Source organism: Pseudodesulfovibrio indicus, from assembly GCF_001563225.1.
Classification (GTDB): domain Bacteria; phylum Desulfobacterota; class Desulfovibrionia; order Desulfovibrionales; family Desulfovibrionaceae; genus Pseudodesulfovibrio; species Pseudodesulfovibrio indicus.
In genome coordinates this window covers 2,412,202-2,428,516 of record NZ_CP014206.1, presented here as the reverse complement: position 1 = coordinate 2,428,516, position 16,315 = coordinate 2,412,202, and the positions used below count along the sequence as shown (strand labels likewise).

The 16,315-nt window shown below is 63.3% G+C and carries 17 protein-coding genes, 4 tRNA genes and 1 pseudogene; 6 read left to right on the top strand and 16 right to left on the bottom strand.

What is annotated here, in order from left to right:
* Positions 1-7 precede the first annotated feature (7 nt).
* From AWY79_RS10795 to AWY79_RS19635, 5 genes and pseudogenes are all read right to left on the bottom strand, one after another.
* Positions 8-1,033 (bottom strand): aspartate-semialdehyde dehydrogenase, encoded by a 1,026-nt coding sequence (locus AWY79_RS10795; protein WP_066803528.1) that lies wholly within the window; start codon positions 1,031-1,033, stop codon positions 8-10.
* Positions 1,034-1,050: 17 nt separating this feature from the next.
* Positions 1,051-1,923 (bottom strand): methylenetetrahydrofolate reductase, encoded by an 873-nt coding sequence (locus AWY79_RS10790; protein WP_066803525.1) that lies wholly within the window; start codon positions 1,921-1,923, stop codon positions 1,051-1,053.
* Positions 1,924-2,046: 123 nt separating this feature from the next.
* Complete coding sequence (locus AWY79_RS10785) at positions 2,047-2,436, bottom strand: (deoxy)nucleoside triphosphate pyrophosphohydrolase (RefSeq protein WP_066803517.1); 390 nt, start codon at positions 2,434-2,436, stop codon at positions 2,047-2,049.
* Entirely contained in the window at positions 2,433-3,713 is a 1,281-nt protein-coding gene (locus AWY79_RS19640) for an ABC-F family ATP-binding cassette domain-containing protein (protein ID WP_418055044.1), read from the bottom strand. The genes AWY79_RS10785 and AWY79_RS19640 overlap by 4 nt, the downstream gene beginning before the upstream one ends.
* 150 nt (positions 3,714-3,863) lie before the next feature.
* Positions 3,864-4,406: pseudogene (locus AWY79_RS19635) on the bottom strand (ATP-binding cassette domain-containing protein); the annotation flags it as partial.
* 101 nt (positions 4,407-4,507) lie between these two features.
* Between AWY79_RS19635 and AWY79_RS10775 the strand changes: the two are divergent.
* The 3 genes from AWY79_RS10775 to AWY79_RS10765 all read left to right on the top strand — a co-directional run bounded on the left by AWY79_RS10775 (position 4,508) and on the right by AWY79_RS10765 (position 5,563).
* Positions 4,508-4,768 (top strand): GIY-YIG nuclease family protein, encoded by a 261-nt coding sequence (locus AWY79_RS10775; RefSeq protein ID WP_066803511.1) that lies wholly within the window; start codon positions 4,508-4,510, stop codon positions 4,766-4,768.
* Positions 4,769-4,895: 127 nt separating this feature from the next.
* Positions 4,896-5,105 carry a hypothetical protein gene (locus AWY79_RS10770; RefSeq protein ID WP_158509892.1) on the top strand — a complete coding sequence of 70 codons (210 nt, stop codon included), beginning with the start codon at positions 4,896-4,898 and terminating at the stop codon, positions 5,103-5,105.
* Positions 5,102-5,563 carry a hypothetical protein gene (locus AWY79_RS10765; RefSeq protein WP_066803505.1) on the top strand — a complete coding sequence of 154 codons (462 nt, stop codon included), beginning with the start codon at positions 5,102-5,104 and terminating at the stop codon, positions 5,561-5,563. The genes AWY79_RS10770 and AWY79_RS10765 overlap by 4 nt, the downstream gene beginning before the upstream one ends.
* A 57-nt stretch (positions 5,564-5,620) precedes the next feature.
* Here the strand turns inward: AWY79_RS10765 and leuB are convergent, their stop codons facing one another.
* The 6 genes from leuB to AWY79_RS10735 all read right to left on the bottom strand — a co-directional run bounded on the left by leuB (position 5,621) and on the right by AWY79_RS10735 (position 11,901).
* Positions 5,621-6,688 carry a 3-isopropylmalate dehydrogenase gene (leuB, locus tag AWY79_RS10760; RefSeq protein WP_066803502.1) on the bottom strand — a complete coding sequence of 356 codons (1,068 nt, stop codon included), beginning with the start codon at positions 6,686-6,688 and terminating at the stop codon, positions 5,621-5,623.
* Between the two features lie 332 nt (positions 6,689-7,020).
* Positions 7,021-7,512 carry a 3-isopropylmalate dehydratase small subunit gene (locus tag AWY79_RS10755; RefSeq protein WP_066803499.1) on the bottom strand — a complete coding sequence of 164 codons (492 nt, stop codon included), beginning with the start codon at positions 7,510-7,512 and terminating at the stop codon, positions 7,021-7,023.
* A gap of 12 nt (positions 7,513-7,524) precedes the next feature.
* The gene (gene leuC / locus AWY79_RS10750) at positions 7,525-8,784 is read right to left on the bottom strand and encodes a 3-isopropylmalate dehydratase large subunit (RefSeq protein ID WP_066803496.1); all 1,260 of its coding nucleotides are present in this window, start codon (positions 8,782-8,784) and stop codon (positions 7,525-7,527) included.
* 3 nt (positions 8,785-8,787) lie between these two features.
* Positions 8,788-10,317 (bottom strand): 2-isopropylmalate synthase, encoded by a 1,530-nt coding sequence (locus AWY79_RS10745; RefSeq protein ID WP_066803493.1) that lies wholly within the window; start codon positions 10,315-10,317, stop codon positions 8,788-8,790.
* Between the two features lie 141 nt (positions 10,318-10,458).
* Positions 10,459-11,211 carry a CDP-diacylglycerol--serine O-phosphatidyltransferase gene (gene pssA, locus AWY79_RS10740; protein ID WP_066803490.1) on the bottom strand — a complete coding sequence of 251 codons (753 nt, stop codon included), beginning with the start codon at positions 11,209-11,211 and terminating at the stop codon, positions 10,459-10,461.
* Between the two features lie 42 nt (positions 11,212-11,253).
* Entirely contained in the window at positions 11,254-11,901 is a 648-nt protein-coding gene (locus AWY79_RS10735) for a phosphatidylserine decarboxylase family protein (protein WP_066803488.1), read from the bottom strand.
* Positions 11,902-12,007: 106 nt separating this feature from the next.
* On the opposite strand from AWY79_RS10735, the gene AWY79_RS10730 reads away from it, so the two are divergent.
* Both AWY79_RS10730 and AWY79_RS10725 read left to right on the top strand, forming a co-directional pair.
* Positions 12,008-13,012: a metal-dependent hydrolase gene (locus AWY79_RS10730; RefSeq protein ID WP_066803487.1), complete on the top strand. Its 1,005-nt coding sequence runs from the start codon at positions 12,008-12,010 to the stop codon at positions 13,010-13,012.
* A complete protein-coding gene (locus tag AWY79_RS10725; protein ID WP_066803485.1) occupies positions 13,009-13,875 on the top strand; it encodes a DMT family transporter in 867 nt (288 codons plus the stop codon). Before AWY79_RS10730 ends, AWY79_RS10725 begins: the two co-directional genes overlap by 4 nt.
* Before the next feature lie 315 nt (positions 13,876-14,190).
* Here the strand turns inward: AWY79_RS10725 and AWY79_RS10720 are convergent, their stop codons facing one another.
* The 5 genes from AWY79_RS10720 to AWY79_RS10700 all read right to left on the bottom strand — a co-directional run bounded on the left by AWY79_RS10720 (position 14,191) and on the right by AWY79_RS10700 (position 15,708).
* On the bottom strand, positions 14,191-15,141 hold the full coding sequence (locus tag AWY79_RS10720) for a hypothetical protein (protein WP_078063756.1): 951 nt from the start codon (positions 15,139-15,141) through the stop codon (positions 14,191-14,193).
* Positions 15,142-15,338: 197 nt separating this feature from the next.
* A tRNA-Gly gene (locus tag AWY79_RS10715) sits at positions 15,339-15,413 on the bottom strand.
* Between the two features lie 59 nt (positions 15,414-15,472).
* A tRNA-Gly gene (locus tag AWY79_RS10710) sits at positions 15,473-15,547 on the bottom strand.
* A gap of 4 nt (positions 15,548-15,551) precedes the next feature.
* Positions 15,552-15,626, bottom strand: a tRNA-Cys gene (locus AWY79_RS10705).
* Positions 15,627-15,633: 7 nt separating this feature from the next.
* Positions 15,634-15,708, bottom strand: a tRNA-Gly gene (locus AWY79_RS10700).
* A 224-nt stretch (positions 15,709-15,932) separates the two neighbouring features.
* Between AWY79_RS10700 and dksA the strand changes: the two genes are divergently transcribed.
* Positions 15,933-16,295: an RNA polymerase-binding protein DksA gene (gene dksA / locus AWY79_RS10695; protein WP_066803482.1), complete on the top strand. Its 363-nt coding sequence runs from the start codon at positions 15,933-15,935 to the stop codon at positions 16,293-16,295.
* The last annotated feature ends 20 nt before the right edge of the window (positions 16,296-16,315 follow it).

Below are 16,315 nucleotides of genomic sequence, written 5' to 3'. Positions count from 1 at the left end.
GCTCTCCTTAGGGAACGCGAACCAGGTCGCGCTCGATGAGGACTTCGGCGATCTGGACGGTGTTCAGGGCGGCGCCCTTGCGGATGTTGTCGGAGACGATCCACATGTTGATGCCGTTGTCGATGGTCTCGTCCTCGCGGATGCGGCCCACGTAGGTGGCGTCCTCGCCCGCGGCGTTGATCGGCATGGGATAGGCGAGCTTCTCCGGGTAGTCCTCGATGATGATGCCGGGGGCCTTGGCCAGGAGCGAACGCACGTCGTCGGCGGAAAGCTTCTGCTCGGTCTCGATGTTCACGGACTCGGAGTGGCCGTAGAAGACCGGCACGCGCACGCAGGTGGCGGTGACCTTGATGGTCGGGTCGCCCATGATCTTGGTCGTCTCGTTGACCATCTTCATCTCTTCCTTGGTGTAGCCGTTGGGCTGGAAGACGTCGATGTGCGGCAGACAGTTGAAGGCGATCTGGTGGGCGTACACGTCGGCCACCACGGGCTGGCCGGACATGAGGCGGCGCACCTGGTTCTCCAGCTCCTCGATGGCCTTCTGTCCGGTGCCAGACACGGCCTGGTAAGTGGAGACGACCACGCGCTTGATTCTGGCCTCGTCGTGGATGGGCTTGAGCGCGACCATCATCTGGATGGTGGAGCAGTTGGGGTTGGCGATGATGCCCTTGTGCCAATCGAGGTCGTGGGGGTTCACTTCGGGGACCACCAGGGGGCACTCGTCATCCATGCGCCAGGCGGCGGAGTTGTCCACCACCACGCAGCCGGAGGCGGCGGCGATGGGAGCGAACTCCTTGCTGATGGCGCCGCCGGCGGAGAACAGGGCGATGTCCACGCCCTTGAAGGAATCCTTGGTCAGCTCACGGACGGTCAGCTCCTGCCCCTGGCAGGACACTTTCTTGCCCGCGCTGCGCGCCGAGGCCAGCGGGATGATCTCGCTGCAGGGGAAATTCCTCTGCTCCAGGACCTTCAGCATTTCCTGACCCACCGCGCCCGTTGCGCCGCACACGGCGACGACGAAATTCTTGCTCATATTCATACCCCCAAAATCTATATATTGAGATTCTTTCCGATTTCCAGAACAGCCTCGGCGCGGTTGAGCGTGTAGAGATGCACGCCCGGAGCGCCTCCGTCGATGAGCTGCTGCGCCTGTTTGGTCGCGTAGTCGATGCCGAGTGCGTACACGGCATCGTCACCGCCCTCCTCATACGCTTTTTCCAAAGCGCTCAGGAACTTGCCCGGGATGGCCGCGCCACACAGGCTCAGGGTGAACTTGGCGGACTTCAGGCTCATGATGGGCAGGATGCCGGGGATGACCGGCACGTCGGAGCCCATGGCCTTGAGCCGGTCCACATAGTCGAAATAGAGCCGGTTGTCGAAAAACAGCTGGGTCACGAGGAACTGCGCGCCCTTCTTCACCTTGAGAAGGACCATGTCCAGGTCGGACTTGATGGACGGAGACTCGCAATGGGGCTCGGGATAGGCCGCGCCGCCAACGCACATCTCGGGATATCTGGCGGTGATGTGCTCGATGACGTCCGAGGCGTGCTTGAACTCCTGGGCGTTGAAGTCGAAATCCGCCACGCCCCGGGGCGGATCGCCGCGCAGGGCCAGAACGTTCTGGATATCGGCGGCGCGCAGGGAGTCCAGGAAGGCGTCCAGCTTTTCGGCGGAAGCGCCGACGCTGGTCAGATGGGTGACGGGCTCTATGCCGTGGTCCCGTTTCATTCGGGTGGCGATCTCCAGGGTGTTGTCCTGGGTGCCGCCGCCCGCGCCATAGGTCACGGACGCGAACAGGGGATCAAGGACCTTGAGCTTGTCCACGACCGCGAAAAATGCGGGCCAGGCTTCTCTTTCCTTGGGCGGAAAGAACTCCAGGGAGAGGAACGGGGACTTCCTTTGGATCAAATCACAAACGCGCAAAGCTTACTCCTTCAACGATCGATGCTGGGTCGGCCCAAAGCGGGCAAGTGAAGTTACATACTCCTTCTTTGCTCAACCTTCAATGGGGAAATGGTCGCAAACAACGGCGGGACGCCATCGGGATCATGAATGCAGGGCTTCGACAATGGCGATGTCGGCGGGCAGGAAATCGAGGGAAACCGGGCCGTTTGGATCGACCCAGACCATGCTTTGCCCCTCTACCCCCTTCAATTCGCCGGAATAGCTGCGGATATGGAAGAAATGCAGGCGCACGACGAACTCGTCGTACTCGTGGACCAGATCGCGCCAGTACTCGAACGTAAGCGGGGTGACGTCCAGCTCCTCGCGGAACTCGCGAACCAGAGCCGCCTCACGGCTTTCGCCCGGCTCGATCTTGCCGCCCGGAAACTCCCACCAGCCCGCCATGCGCGCGCCTTCGGGACGCTGCACGGCCAGGTACTCGCCGCCGCGCCAGACGATGCCAGCGACCACCTCCAGGAGGGGCTTGGTCACAGGTCCTCCCGGCCGCCGGTGATGGTTTCCATCTGCTCTTCGAGCACGGCCATGCGCTCCATGAGCGAGTCGGCCCACTCCGAGGCCTCCTTGTAGGCCGCGTTCAACTTGAGGGCTTCCTCCGGCTTCTCGTAGGTGGCGGGATCGTTCATCTTCTCTTCCAGGGCGGCCTGCTCGTCCAGGACCTTTTCCAGGTCCGCCTCCAGCTTGTCGTACTTCTTCTTCAGCGGCTTGAGCTCGCGGTAGAGGCGATTGCGCTCCTCGGCCTGGCGGCGCTTCTCCTCCTTGGTCATCCTGCGCTTTTCGAGGCTTTCCTCGGGATCGCAGGCGGCCTGGTTGTTGCGGCACGCCTCCTCCTGCTTCTGGCGGGCGTGGAACTCCTCGAACCCGCCCACGTACTGGGTCAGCCCGTTCTCGTCCAGGGACCAGACCTCCTCGGCCACCTCGTTGAGCAGGTAGCGGTCGTGGGCCACGAAGAGCAACGTGCCTTCATAGTCCTGGAGGGCGCGGATCAGCCCTTCGCGGGTCTCGATGTCCAGGTGGTTGGTCGGTTCGTCGAGGATCAGCAGGTTGGCCCGGGCCAGGAAGAGCGTGGCCAGGAGCAGCCGCGACTTCTCGCCGCCGGACAGTCCCTTGACCTTGCGCTCGAAGAACGGCTCGCCCAGCAGGAACAGGCCGAGCACGCTCATGACCTGCTCCTCGGTCAGGCCGGGGCTGGACAGCCGCCGGATCTCGCCGATGACGGAGTTGTCCAGGTTCAGGATCTCGTGCTGGTGCTGGCTGAAATAGCCCATGTCGGTGCCGGGGCCGACCTTGACGTGGCCGCCGGACGGGGCCAGCGCGCCGGTGATCAGCTTGAGCAGCGTGGACTTGCCCGCGCCGTTGGGGGCGACCACGGCCACCTTCTTGCCCCGGAAGAGCTGGAAATTCAGGGCGGGCCAGACCGCTTCGCCACCCTGGTAGTGAAATTCGAGATCGACCACAGAGACCGCGACCTTGTCGCCCCGCTTGGGCTCGGGCAGCCGGAAGCTGAGGTTCCGGCCCCGATGGTGCGTGGCCTGGACCTCCTTGATCTGGCTCAGCTCCTGCTCCAGCTTCTCCACCCGCTTGAGCTTGGACTGGGCCTGGGCCGCCTTGCGCGCCTTGACGCGAAATTTGTTGATGTACTTGTACTCGTGGTCGATGCGCGCGGACAGCTTGTCCAGTTCCTTCTGCCGCTGCTCCCGGTTCTCGGCGTCCCATTCCAGGAATTCGTCGAAGGACCCCTTGCGCAGCACCGGCTTGGAGCCGCCCAGGAACAGAACGTGAGTGCCGACGCGATTCAGGAAGATGCGGTCGTGAACCACGAAGGCGAGCGCGCCCCGAAAGTTGAGCAGATAGTCCTCCAGCCACTCCACGGCCTCCAGGTCGAGGTGGTTGGTGGGCTCGTCGAGGAGCAGCACGTCCGCGCCCTGCAGGAGCACGCGGGCGAGCTTGGCCCGCTCGCGCCAGCCGCCGGACAGGTCGCCGATGCGCTTGAGCAGGGTCTCCTCGGCAAAGCCGAGTCCAGTCAGGATGGCCCGCGCCTTGTGGTCCGGGTTGTAGCCGTAGAGCCGCTCGAACTCGGCCTGGCGGTGGGACAGCTGTTCGATGCGCGCCATGTCCTCGTCGGCCACGGCCTTTTCCCACTGCCGCCAGAACTCGTTCCAGGACGGCAGCGCGGACAGGACCCAGGCCAGGAGCTGCTGCTCCAGGATTTCCCCGGTCATCTCCTGGGCCACGTACCCGACCTGCGCCCCCTTGGTCAGCGTGACCTGGCCGCCGTCGGGCTCGATCTCGCCGGCCAGGACCTTGAGCAGCGTGGACTTGCCGCAGCCGTTGGGACCGGTCAGGGCAAGGCGCATGCCCGGCGTGACCTCAAAGGCGACGTCGGCAAAGATGGGTTCCCCGCCGTAGGATTTCTCGAGACTTTGTACGGTGATTCTGGACATGAAAAATACTGGACCTTTTCGTTTGCGAATGGAGATATAATGGGTGGAGCCGATTGGCAACAGTTTTGACCGCGCGCCCGCAAACGGGTAGTCTCCCTTTCATGGGAACCTGGCACGTCTACCTGCTCCGCTGCGCCGACCGCAGCCTGTACTGCGGCATCACCAACGACCTGGAACGGAGGGTCGCGGCCCACAATGCGGGCAAGGGTTCCAAGTATACCCGCGCGCGGCTGCCCGTGACCCTGGCCGCCTCCACCGAGGTGGCGGACAAGAGCACGGCCCTGAAGCTGGAACTGGCGATCAAGAAGCTGCCGGCGGGCCGCAAGATGGAGCGTCTGGCCGAATTCTCCGCAACTCTTTGACGCAACAGGGAAAATCGGCTTGCAAGCCACCGGGGATCAACGTATTACGCGGGTTCGCGCGATGTTCCCGGAAACAGGAAGGCCACACTGCATGTTGGAAGTCAGTACCCTATATCTCCTCCTCGCCATGCTCGGATTCGTTCTGCTGGCCATCATCGTGGTCCATCACCACAACTGCTCCGACCAGATCCGGCACAAGCGCAACGAGGTGCGCAGCCTCGCCAACCGCCTCGCGGCCAAGAACGCGGTCTACGAGGAACAGGTCACAGAACTGAAGGCACAGCTCGAGAAGCTGGATGATGAAATAGACATCCTGGAACAGCGTCTGCAACCATGACTTCCATCAGCGTCATATTCGGCTTCGCCCTGGCCATCTTCTTCATCGTCTTCCGGATGATCTCCAAGCATCGGTACGAGACCCTGAACGCGCTGCAAAACGAGCAGCACGAGCTGACCTCCAAGCACGAATCCCTGGTCGCGCAGCGGCGCGAATTGCAGCGGGAGATTGCGGACAAGGAGACCCTCCTGGCCTCCCTGCGGTCCATGAACATCCCCCTGCCCGACATCTCCATACAGGACCTGGAGGCTGGTGACACGGACGAAAGCGCCAGTTACAGCCGCTACCTCCTGAACCAGAAGAAGATCACCCCGGACCAGAACCAGCGCGCCCTGCAAAAGATGGAAATCCTCAAGATGGACTACCTCGGCGTGTGCATGACCCTGGGGTTCATCGACCTGGAAACCAGCCAGCAGGCCCAGAGAGCGGCCAAGTCGAGTGCGACCAAGCCGCGGTAGGCGCAAAAAAAGGCCGCATCGCAAGCGACGCGGCCCTTGATCTCGTTTCTCCCGAAACTACATGTTGGCCAGCACGGCCTCGGCCATGGCCACGCAGCCCACGAGCTTGCACCCTTCCTGGCGGATGTCGCCGGTCCGGTAGCCCTGCTCCAGGGTCTTGACCACCGCGTTCTCGATGCAGTCCGCCTCCTCGCCCATGTCGAAGGCGTGGCGCAGCATCATGGACACGGACAGGATGGTGGCCAGCGGGTTGGCCAGGTCCTTGCCCGCGATGTCCGGGGCCGAGCCGTGGATCGGCTCGAACAGGCCGGGATTGCCCGCGCCCAGCGACGCGGACGGCAGCATGCCGATGGACCCGGTGATGGCCGCGGCCTCATCGGACAGGATGTCGCCGAACAGGTTGCCGGTCACCAGGACGTCGAACTGGGACGGGTCGCGCACCAGCTGCATGGCCGCGTTGTCCACGTACATGTGGGACAGCTCCACGTCCGGATAATTCTTGTGCTCGTCGATGACGATCTCGCGCCACACGCGGGATACGTCGAGGACGTTGGCCTTGTCCACGGAGCAGACGCGGCCCGAACGCTTCCGGGCGGCCTCGAAGGCCACCTTGGCGATGCGCCGGATCTCGTGCTCGTAGTAGGTCATGGTGTTGAAGCCGAACCGCTCGCCGTCCTTTTCGCCGTCAAAACGCGGCTCGCCGAAATAGATGCCGCCGGTCAGCTCGCGCACGACCATGACGTCCAGACCGCGGGCCACGATGTCCGGGCGCAGATAGCACGCTTCGGCCAACTCCTTGAAGAGCCGGGCCGGGCGCAGGTTGGCGAACAGCCCCAGCTCCTTGCGGATGCCGAGCAGCCCCTTTTCCGGGCGGATGGCCGGGTCGATGACGTCCCACTTGGGGCCGCCCACCGCTCCGAGCAGCACGGCGTCGGCGTCCTTGCACCTGGCCACGGTCTCGGCGGGCAGCGGCACGCCCTCGGCGTCGATGGCGCAGCCGCCGATGAGCGCCTCGGTGGTCTCGAAAGTACGGCCGTACTTCTCGCCCACCTTGTCCAGAACCCGCAGGGCCTGGGTCACAATCTCGGTCCCGATACCGTCACCGGGCAATACGCAAATCTTCATCGTTCTCTCCTGTTGTGTGGATGCCTCCGGCGGGCCTACCGGCGGTCGCCTTCGGCGGGACCAGAGAACCTTTTGATAAAGGTTCTCTGGACTCTCCAAAACTTCTTGTCGCGCCTTCGGCGAGTCCGTGCGGGCGCGGCATCAATGCCGTTTTCAAAAAATATTCGTTCTCGACCAAAGTATTGCCCGGCAGCCTGACCTCCCGCTCGACTCCTTCGCGAAGCGACCCAAAAAGTTTGGGAAAGGATGGGGATGGGAGTCCGGGGGAAGGGGAAGGGACAACCCTTTTCAAAGGGTTTCCCTTCCCCTTCCCCCGGCCGCCGGAGGCCTGCCTAGGCCAATTTCTTCTTGGCGTATTCGACGAGTCCGCCCGCGTTGAGGATTTCCTGCATGAACGGGGGGACCGGGGCGGCCTGGACGGTCGCGCCGGTGGTCAGGTTCCTGATGGTGCCGGTGGCGGTATCCACCTCGATCTGGTCGGTATCGCTGAACTTGTCGATGTCGTCGCCGATCTCCAGCAGCACCAGCCCCATGTTGAAGCCGTTGCGGTAGAAGATACGCGCGAAGCTGTGGGCCAGGACCACGGGGATGCCCGCGCCCAGGATGGAGATGGGCGCGTGCTCGCGGGAGGAGCCGCAGCCGAAGTTCACGCCGCCGACCATGACGTCGTTTTCCTTGACGCGCTTGACCCATCCGGCCTCCAGGCCTTCCATGCAGTTCTCGCCGAGCACCTTGGCGTCGGTGGTCACCAGGAAGCGGGCCGGGATGATGGCGTCGGTATCTATGTGGTCGCCCACCTTGTGGGCGGTTCCGGTCACTTTCATTGCTGCACCCTCCTAGAGCTTGGCCGGGTTGATGATCTCGCCTGCCACGGCGGAGGCGGCGGCAACGGCGGGGTTGGACAGGAAGACCTCGGATTCGAGCGAACCCATGCGGCCCTTGAAGTTCCGGTTGGTGGTGGCGATGGCGCGTTCGCCGCCCGCCAGGATGCCCATGTGGCCGCCCAGACAGGGGCCGCAGGTGGGCGGACCCACGATACAGCCTGCATCCATGAATATCTCCATGAGCCCTTCCCTCATGCACGCCTTCCAGATGGCCGGGGTGGCGGGCAGGATGATGCACCGGACCTTGGGATCGACCTTGCGGCCCTTGAGGATTTCGGCGGCCAGGCGCATGTCCTCGATGCGCCCGTTGGTGCAGGAGCCGATGACGGCCTGATGGATCTTCAGGCCGGCGGTCTCGTCCACGGGCTTGACGTTGTCGGGCAGGTGCGGGCAGGCCACCTGCGGGTCCATGTCGGTGACGTCGATGTCGAGCACCCGCTCGTACACGGCGTCCGCGTCGGCGGTCATGATCTCGCCGCCGGAGAACCCGGCGCTCTTGGCGTAGTCCAACGTCTTGGCGTCCACCGGGAACAGGCCGACCTTGCCGCCCGCCTCGATGGCCATGTTGGCGATGGTCATGCGCCCTTCCAGGGACATGTTGTCCACGGCGTCGCCGCCGTACTCCAGCGCCTTGTACAGCGCGCCGGACACGCCGAGGCGGCCGATCTGGTTGAGCACGAAGTCCTTGGCCCCGACGTATTTCTTCGGGGTGCCGGTCAGGTTCACGCGGATGGTCGGCGGGACCTTGAACCAGGTCTCGCCGAGCGCCATGGCCGCGCCGATGTCGGTGGAGCCCATGCCGGTGGCGAAGGCGCCCAGCCCGCCGTAGGTGCAGGTGTGGGAGTCCGCGCCGACCACGATGTCGCCGGGGCCGACGATGCCCTTCTCGGGCAACAGGGCATGCTCCACGCCGACCTCGCCGCACTCGTAGTAATGGGTCACGCCCATTTCCTCGGCAAAGTCGCGGACCACCTTGACCTGCTCGGCGGAATCGATGTCCTTGTTCGGGGTGAAGTGGTCGCAGACCAACGACACCTTGTCCTTGTCGAAGACCTTTTTGGCGCCCATGGCCTTGAAGGACTTGATGGCCAGGGGTGCGGTGATGTCGTTGGCGAGCACCATGTCCACGCGGCACTGGACGATCTGTCCGGCCCCGGAGACTTCCTGGTCCGTGTGTTTCTGCAGGATTTTTTCAGCTAAGGTCTGGCCCATCGGCTATTTCTCCTCTTTGGCTTTTTCCAAGCGGTTGAGCGCGTTGATCATGGCCAGGGCGCTCGCCTTGACCACGTCGCCGTCGTTGGCGCGCCCCACGGCCTTGACGCCGTCGTGCGCGATGCGCACGGCGACACCGGCCAGGGCGTCGGAACCTTCGGTCACGGCGTTGACCGAATAGAATTCGAGTTTCGGGGAGACGCCCACCAATGAGTAGATGGACTGGAACACGGCGTCAATGGAACCTTCGCCGAAATTGCTGGTACGGCGGGTTTCGGCGTCCCCTTCGGCGCCGAACTCCATGACCGTGGCCGCGTGCGGCGGGACGTCGCCCGTGCCGGAAAACACGGACATGTCGATCAGCCGGAAGCGGTCCTTGCGGCGGTACACGGACTCCAGGATGAGCGCTTCGACGTCCTCGTCAAAGACCTGCTCCTTCTTGTCGGCCAAGTCCTTGACGGCCTTGAAGAGCACCTTCACCTGGTCTTCGTCCAAGGAATAGCCCAGCTCCTCGGCCTTCTTGCGCACGGCGTGGGAGCCGGAGTGCTTGCCGATGACGATGTCGTTGGAGGTCCGCCCGATGGAGGCCGGGGTCATGATCTCGTAGGTCAACCGGTTCTTGAGCACGCCGTCCTGGTGCACGCCGGATTCGTGGGCAAAGGCGTTGGCCCCGACGATCGCCTTGTTGGGCGGGATGGGCATGCCGATGATCTGCGACAGGCGACGGCAGGACGGGAAGATCTGCTCGGTGTTGATGCCGGTCTCGACGTCGTACAGCTCCTTGCGGGTGTTCAGCGCCATGACCAAATCCTCCAGGGCCGCGTTGCCCGCGCGCTCGCCGATGCCGAGCACGGTGCACTCCACCTGTCGCGCACCCGCCCGGACGGCGGCCAGGGAGTTGGCCACGGCCGAGCCGAGGTCGTTGTGGCAGTGCACGGAGATGATCGCCTTGTCGATGTTGCGCACGTTGTCCTTGAGATACTTGATCAACTCGTAATACTCGAAGGGCTGGGTGTAGCCCACGGTATCCGGGATGTTGACCACGCAGGCCCCGGCGTCGATGGCGGTCTCGGCGACCTTGACCAGGAAATCCCAGTCCGAGCGGGAGGCGTCCTCGGCGGAGAACTCCACGTTGTCGGTGTACTGGCGGGCGTGGGAAACGGCCTTCTCGATCATCGCGATGACCTCGTCGGCGGTCTTGCCCAGCTTGTGCTTCATGTGGATTTCGCTGGTGGCGAGGAAGGTGTGGATGCGCGGGTGCCGGGCGTCCTTGATGGCCTCCCAGCAGCGGTCGATGTCGCCGACAACGGCGCGGCACAGCCCGGCGATCTGCGGTTTCTCCACTGCGGCGGCAATGGCCTGGACGGCCTCGAAATCGCCCTGGCTGGCGATGGGGAAGCCGGCCTCGATGATGTCCACGCCCAGGGTCTCCAGCTGACGGGCCATACGGATCTTCTCATCCAGGTTCATGGTCGCGCCGGGGGACTGTTCGCCGTCACGCAAGGTGGTATCGAATACGTACACTCTGTCCATGGTATCCTCCGATGGTTCACCCTCTGCGGGGTGTCTGTTCTAAATGTTTGCCAAAGGGTATGCAACCGCCAAACGCAAAACCCGCACGGGGAGCGTGGCGATCAGGGGTCAGTACGACGTACTAATATGGGATGGTGAGAGCTAGCCTAGCTCTTCCTTGGAGCTGTCCCGTAGTAGTCGCTTGTTGGTACGGGATAGTAGGAAAAGGGTGTAGAGAGGCCCGGACACGAGGTAGCCCAGGAAGAAAAGGAAGCCGAGCACCTTGGGGCGCGAGGCAATGAGCGAAAAGAGCAGGATCGCGGTCACCATCCAGCTGAAGGGATGGGCCTTGAACGCGCTGATTTCTTTGAAGGAGTAGAAGCGGACGGTGCTGACCATGAAGAAGGACAGCACGTAGACGAGGACCAACGTGCCCACGGAAACCACGGAGTGCATGTACTCCTGCGGCACGTACTCGGTGAAGAGCACCAGGGTCGCCAGGGTGCAGGCCGCCGCGGGAATGGGCAGCCCCACGAAATGCTTCTTGGAGGTGGTGGCGGCCTGAACGTTGAACCGGGCGAGCCGGAGCGCGCCGCAGGCCATGAACAGGAAGGCGGCCATCAGGCCGAGCCGACCGAAGTCGTTCAGGAGCCACAGGTAGGTCATCATGGCGGGAACCACGCCGAAGGCGACCAGGTCGGCCAGGGAGTCGAGCTGGACGCCGAATTCGCTCTGCGTGTTGGTGATGCGCGCCACCTTGCCGTCCAGTCCGTCGAACACGCAGCTCGCCAGGATGCACAGGGCGCAGGAGGCGTAATCCCCCTGGATGGCCCAGGTCAGTCCCAGAAAGCCGACAAACAAGCTGGCCGTGGTCAGCAGGTTCGGCAGAAGGTAGACACTTTTATGGCGCGGCATTTTTCCTTAACCATTTAAACCTATTAAAAACTATTTCCCGTATCAGGCGGTCCGTTTTTCCGCCAGGGAGGTCTCGCCCGCGACGACCTTCTGGCCGACGCTGACAAGTGGTACATAGCCATCCGGCATGTAAAGGTCAACTCTTGAACCGAACTTGATCAAACCAAACCGCTCGCCGCGCTTGAGTTTGTCGGCCGGTTCGGCCCAGCAGACGATGCGCCTGGCGATGAGCCCGGCGATCTGGACCATGGTGAACCGCTGGTTGCCCTTGCCGGTGACGACCACCACGTTGCGCTCGTTGTCCTTGCTCGCCTTGTCGAAGGAGGCGTTAAAGAACTTGCCGGGAATGTAGCGGATCAGCTCGACCTTGCCGCTGACCGGCATGCGGTTCACGTGGACGTTGAAGACGTTCATGAAGATGGCGATCACCTGGCGCATCTCGCCCGAGACCGGGTCCGGCTCGCGGGAGACCTTGATGACCTTGCCGTCCGCGGGGGAGCACACGGCATCGGCGTCCTCCGGGCCGACCCGCTCGGGGTCGCGGAAGAAATGGCCGATGAAGGCGGTTGCGGCCAGGCCGATGACGGCCACGGGCCAGCAGCCGATGATGGCGAAAATCAGCGTGGTGAACGCTGCGATGACGATATAGGGCAGCCCTTCGAGGGCGACGCCGACGGACGGTTTCTGCATGACGCGTCTGGCTCCTTTCCTGCAATTTTCCCGGTCTTTACCTGCGGCACCGGCAAACCGCAAGTTTGTTTTTTACAATATATCCGCCGCAAGGTATACCCCTCGCATGGATCCGGTCACGCACCTCTCCTCCGGCCTCATGGGCGGGCTGGCCGCGCGGAAGTGGTTCCCCGAAGCGCGTTATCTCCTGCCCTTCGCGGTCTTCGCCTCATGGATGCCGGACGCGGACATCTTTTTCGGCGGCTCCGACCCCGAGTTCGATCTCCTCTATCACCGGGGCGTCTCCACCTCGTTTTTCGGCGCGCTGGTCCTGGCCCTGGTCCTGGCCGGGATATACAAGCTCGTCTCGCGGCGCACGCCGTATCTCAAGAGCGCCGCCCTGTTCTACGTCCTGGCCCTGACCCACGTCTGGCTCGACCTGATCACGACCTACGGGACCCAGCTGCTGGCCCCCTTCTCCAACCACCGTTTCGCCCTGGACGGGGCGTTCATCATCGACCCGCTGTTCACCTTGACCGCCCTCGCCCTCATCGGCGCGGCCCTGATCGCGAAGCGGCGCAGGCACCTGATCGCCGTGATCGGCATGCTCTGGTATTTCGCCTACCCCCTGGCCAACATGGCGGGCGGGGCGCTGCTCCAGGAGCTGTACGCCGAGGAGCTGATCCGCAAGGGGGTGGCCCACGACAAGGTCCACGTCACCCCGGACGCCCTGTCGCCGCGCTACTGGAAGGTGGTGGTCACCGACGGGCCGGACTACCTGCTGGACACCATCGACCTGTTCGGCGACGACGGCCCGGCCGCCCCGCTGCGCGTCCGGCGCGCGGACAAGGCGTACCTGGACGAGCTGGGCCGGCAGGTCTCCATGTTCGCCACCTACGCCTGGTTCTCCAAGTGGCCCTATTACAGCGAAAGGACGGACGGCGACGGACGGACCCTGGTCTTCCACGACCTGCGCTTCACCTCCACCAACCCGGTGCTCGCGCGGTTCTACTCCGGCCACCCCCTGCCCTTCACCCTGACCGCGCGCCTCGACCCCGAGGGGCGGATCACGGCGTGGTCCTTCGAGGGCGGGGTGAGCTCGCGCGCCGATTCCGGCGGCCGCACCCAGTGACCTGGTTCCTGCTGTCCGTGGGGGCCGCCTTTTTCATGGCCTCCAACTCCGCGTTCATCAAACGGTTCTTCTCGGACCTCTCCGCCTGGGAGATGAGCCTCATCCCCTATTTCTACGGGCTGCCGTTCTTCCTCGCCGCCCTGCCGGTCATCGACATTCCGCCCATCGGACCGGGGTTCCTGCCGCACCTGGCCTGGGTCCTCCCGCTGCTCATGGTCGCCATCATACTCTATTACCGGGCCATCCGCCTGTCGCCCCTGTCGCTGACCCTGCCCTTCCTGAGCTTCACCCCGGTCTTCGTGCTGCTGACCGGCGGGCTCATCCTGGACGAGCACCTCTCCGCGCTCGGCGTGACGGGCATGCTCCTGGTGGTCGCGGGCGGCTACGTGCTCAATCTCGATTCGGCCAAATACGGCTTGCTCGGCCCCATAAGAGCCGTCTGGCACGAACCCGGCTCGGCCATCATGCTCGCGGTCGCCGTGCTGTTCGGGCTGACCTCGGTGGGCGGCAAGGTCATCATCCTCGAATCCTCGCCCCTGTTCGCGGCCCTGGTCATCTTTTCCCTGTACGGCCTTGTGCTGACCCTCATCCTGATCCTGACGGGCAAGGCATCCCTCAAGAATCTCACCCGCAGGCCGCTGCTCGGTCTCGTTGCCGGGCTGATCGTCTTTGCCGAGGCCGCCTGCCACAACCTTGCCATGAACCTGACGGCGGCGGCCTACATGATCACCATCAAGCGGACTGCAGGGTTGCTTTCCGTGCTGTACGGCTGGCTGCTCTTCAAGGAAACCGGCATCCGCTACCGGCTGCTCGGCACCGCCATCATGACCGCCGGAGCCGCCATCATCGCCCTGTGGGGCTGATGGAGCCGACTTCCCCGGCCCCCTCTTCCCTCCTGAACATTTTTGCCGCCGCTGCGCGGGGCGCGGACGCGGGATTAAGTGCTTCGATGCGGAGAAAAGTTAAATACAACCTATAAACAAAAAATAGCGGACCATGCTGACGCACGGCCCGCGAAGCGGCACCAAAAAGTTCTGGAGATTCTCAAGAACCTCTTTCAAGAGGTTCTTGAGCGGGTCCAGGGCAGCGCCCTGGCCGCCGGAGGCATCCCGGCTACGTCAGGTAGCGATAGAAATCCCCGCCGAGCCTGTGCATGGGCAGGACCTTGCCCTCCAGGATCAGCCCCTGGGGATGAACTGCTCGTCCAGGTATTCCGCCGGGGGCTGGAACCCGTTCTCGCGGGCCAGGATCACCGAGGCGCGGCTGGCCGCGCTGTGGGCGATCAACCCTTCCGGGAAAAAGATCGCCTGCTCCACGCTCTCCCCCACGGCCGAGAAAAACGCCCTGTATTTATGGAAGCAGTTGCCCGCGGTCAGGGACTGCTGCACCCCTGCAAGGACCTCGTTGGCCACGAAGCCGATCTCCCGGCCCCGCAGGAGGTTGAAGGCGTTCGCGCGGGACGGGTCCGCGAGCATGACGCTGCCCGCACCCAGGGCGTGGACCATATCGTGGGTCCGCTCCCCGGAGACCAGGTCGAACTGGTAGCCCAGGGTCTGGACGTCCGAAGAGCCGCAGCGGCGGGCCAGGATCTGGAGCGCCAGGAGCATGACGCCGGTTCCGGCTCCGATGTCCACGCCGATGAACGGCTGCCCGGCCAGGGGTGCGCTCTCGCGGCAGATGACCGAGCGCATGACGTGGGCCGCCCGGGGGGCGTCCGCCAGCACGCGCAGCACCGGGGACCACATGCGCAGCCGGTTCATGGTCTCGATGTCGTCATTCGGCTCGTTCATGGACTGGTGGCGCGAGAACCGCTCATACAGCTCGGCCAGCTCGCCGTAGGGCACGGAGTCGTTGTGTGCGCCGTCGAACACGTAGGCAAAAAAGTACTTCACCGCCACATTGAGCAACCGGGCGTCGCTGACCGGCTCGGCGGGATCGCAGAGCCGCTCCACGTCGGCGGCCAGGGAGTCGCGGGTATAGAAATCCGGGGCGATGGCCTGCGCCGGGGGATGGACCATGGCCGTGAAGTTGCGGGCCTGGATGGTCGCCGAGGCCAGGGGGGAACCGGTCAGCAGACTCGCTGCGCCGCGCCTCCCGGCGGATTCGTATGGAATGGTTATCTTGCTCATGGTGTCCTGGACGGGTTTCGCTTCGGGAAATTGTTGCCGTCCCGATCACCAGTGCAGGGACCATACCGGGCGCGCCGGATTGTCGCCAAAAAGTTTCACTTTTTTGGAAGTAAAATCATTACGGAAGGTTGGAGAAACACACCCGCAGAACTGGGGACAAAGAAAAAGCCGGTCCCGTGGGACCGGCCTTGTTCTCTTGGAGCGGGAAACGGGATTTGAACCCGCGACTTCAACCTTGGCAAGGTTGCACTCTACCACTGAGTTATTCCCGCCCGTATGCGGCGGTTGTGCCCTAAAAAAGCCGGTCTCGTCGAGACCGGCCATGTTCTCCTGGAGCGGGAAACGGGATTTGAACCCGCGACTTCAACCTTGGCAAGGTTGCACTCTACCACTGAGTTATTCCCGCCGAGTGGAGGCGACATCCGGATTTGAACCGGAGAATGGAGGTTTTGCAGACCTCTGCCTTACCACTTGGCTATGTCGCCATCGTTTTGGAGCGGGAAACGGGATTTGAACCCGCGACTTCAACCTTGGCAAGGTTGCACTCTACCACTGAGTTATTCCCGCCCTCAAAAGCGAACCACTGTTTACCCGCGACCCCTTTGGGTGTCAAGCGTATTTTAAATTTTTTTGAGAATCGGGAACACATGAACTCCCTGGAATTTTTGGCCTAATGGAAAGACTTTACTTTTAGACCCTTTTTGGTATACCAACGCGCTTTAATTCGTTAAAAAAGGGGTTACACCCGCGACTCCTCAACAGACTGCCCACTCCTAGAGGGGAGGTTCATAATGGAAGCGAATGATCTGAAGTACTTCAAGGAAACCCTTAACGGCATGCTCGACGACATCCTCAAGAAGAGCGAGGCTACCATTGAGGACATGACCGAGTCGGGCGAAGTCTACGCCGATCCCGCTGACCGGGCCACGGCCGAGAGCGACCGCGCGTTCACCCTGCGGCTGCGCGACCGCGAACGCAAGCTGATCAAGAAGATTCAGAAGGCCATCAACCGCATCGACGACGGCGAGTTCGGCCTCTGCCAGGAATGCGGCGACGACATCTCCATCCCGCGCCTCAAGGCCCGGCCCATGACCACGCTCTGCATCAACTGCAAGAGCAAACAGGAAGAAGACGAGGCCGTTCGCGGCGACTAGCCGCCGTCCTCTCTGCGCAT

Coding starts and splice junctions, on each gene's coding strand:
- pssA (WP_066803490.1), bottom strand. CDS start 11,211: ATGCCGCGCCATAAAAGTGTCTACCTTCTGCCGAACCTGCTGACCACG.
- AWY79_RS10795 (WP_066803528.1), bottom strand. CDS start 1,033: ATGAGCAAGAATTTCGTCGTCGCCGTGTGCGGCGCAACGGGCGCGGTG.
- leuC (WP_066803496.1), bottom strand. CDS start 8,784: ATGGGCCAGACCTTAGCTGAAAAAATCCTGCAGAAACACACGGACCAG.
- leuB (WP_066803502.1), bottom strand. CDS start 6,688: ATGAAGATTTGCGTATTGCCCGGTGACGGTATCGGGACCGAGATTGTG.
- AWY79_RS10755 (WP_066803499.1), bottom strand. CDS start 7,512: ATGAAAGTGACCGGAACCGCCCACAAGGTGGGCGACCACATAGATACC.
- dksA (WP_066803482.1), top strand. CDS start 15,933: ATGGAAGCGAATGATCTGAAGTACTTCAAGGAAACCCTTAACGGCATG.
- AWY79_RS10765 (WP_066803505.1), top strand. CDS start 5,102: ATGACTTCCATCAGCGTCATATTCGGCTTCGCCCTGGCCATCTTCTTC.
- AWY79_RS10775 (WP_066803511.1), top strand. CDS start 4,508: ATGGGAACCTGGCACGTCTACCTGCTCCGCTGCGCCGACCGCAGCCTG.
- AWY79_RS10770 (WP_158509892.1), top strand. CDS start 4,896: ATGCTCGGATTCGTTCTGCTGGCCATCATCGTGGTCCATCACCACAAC.
- AWY79_RS10720 (WP_078063756.1), bottom strand. CDS start 15,141: ATGAGCAAGATAACCATTCCATACGAATCCGCCGGGAGGCGCGGCGCA.
- AWY79_RS10745 (WP_066803493.1), bottom strand. CDS start 10,317: ATGGACAGAGTGTACGTATTCGATACCACCTTGCGTGACGGCGAACAG.
- AWY79_RS10735 (WP_066803488.1), bottom strand. CDS start 11,901: ATGCAGAAACCGTCCGTCGGCGTCGCCCTCGAAGGGCTGCCCTATATC.
- AWY79_RS10730 (WP_066803487.1), top strand. CDS start 12,008: ATGGATCCGGTCACGCACCTCTCCTCCGGCCTCATGGGCGGGCTGGCC.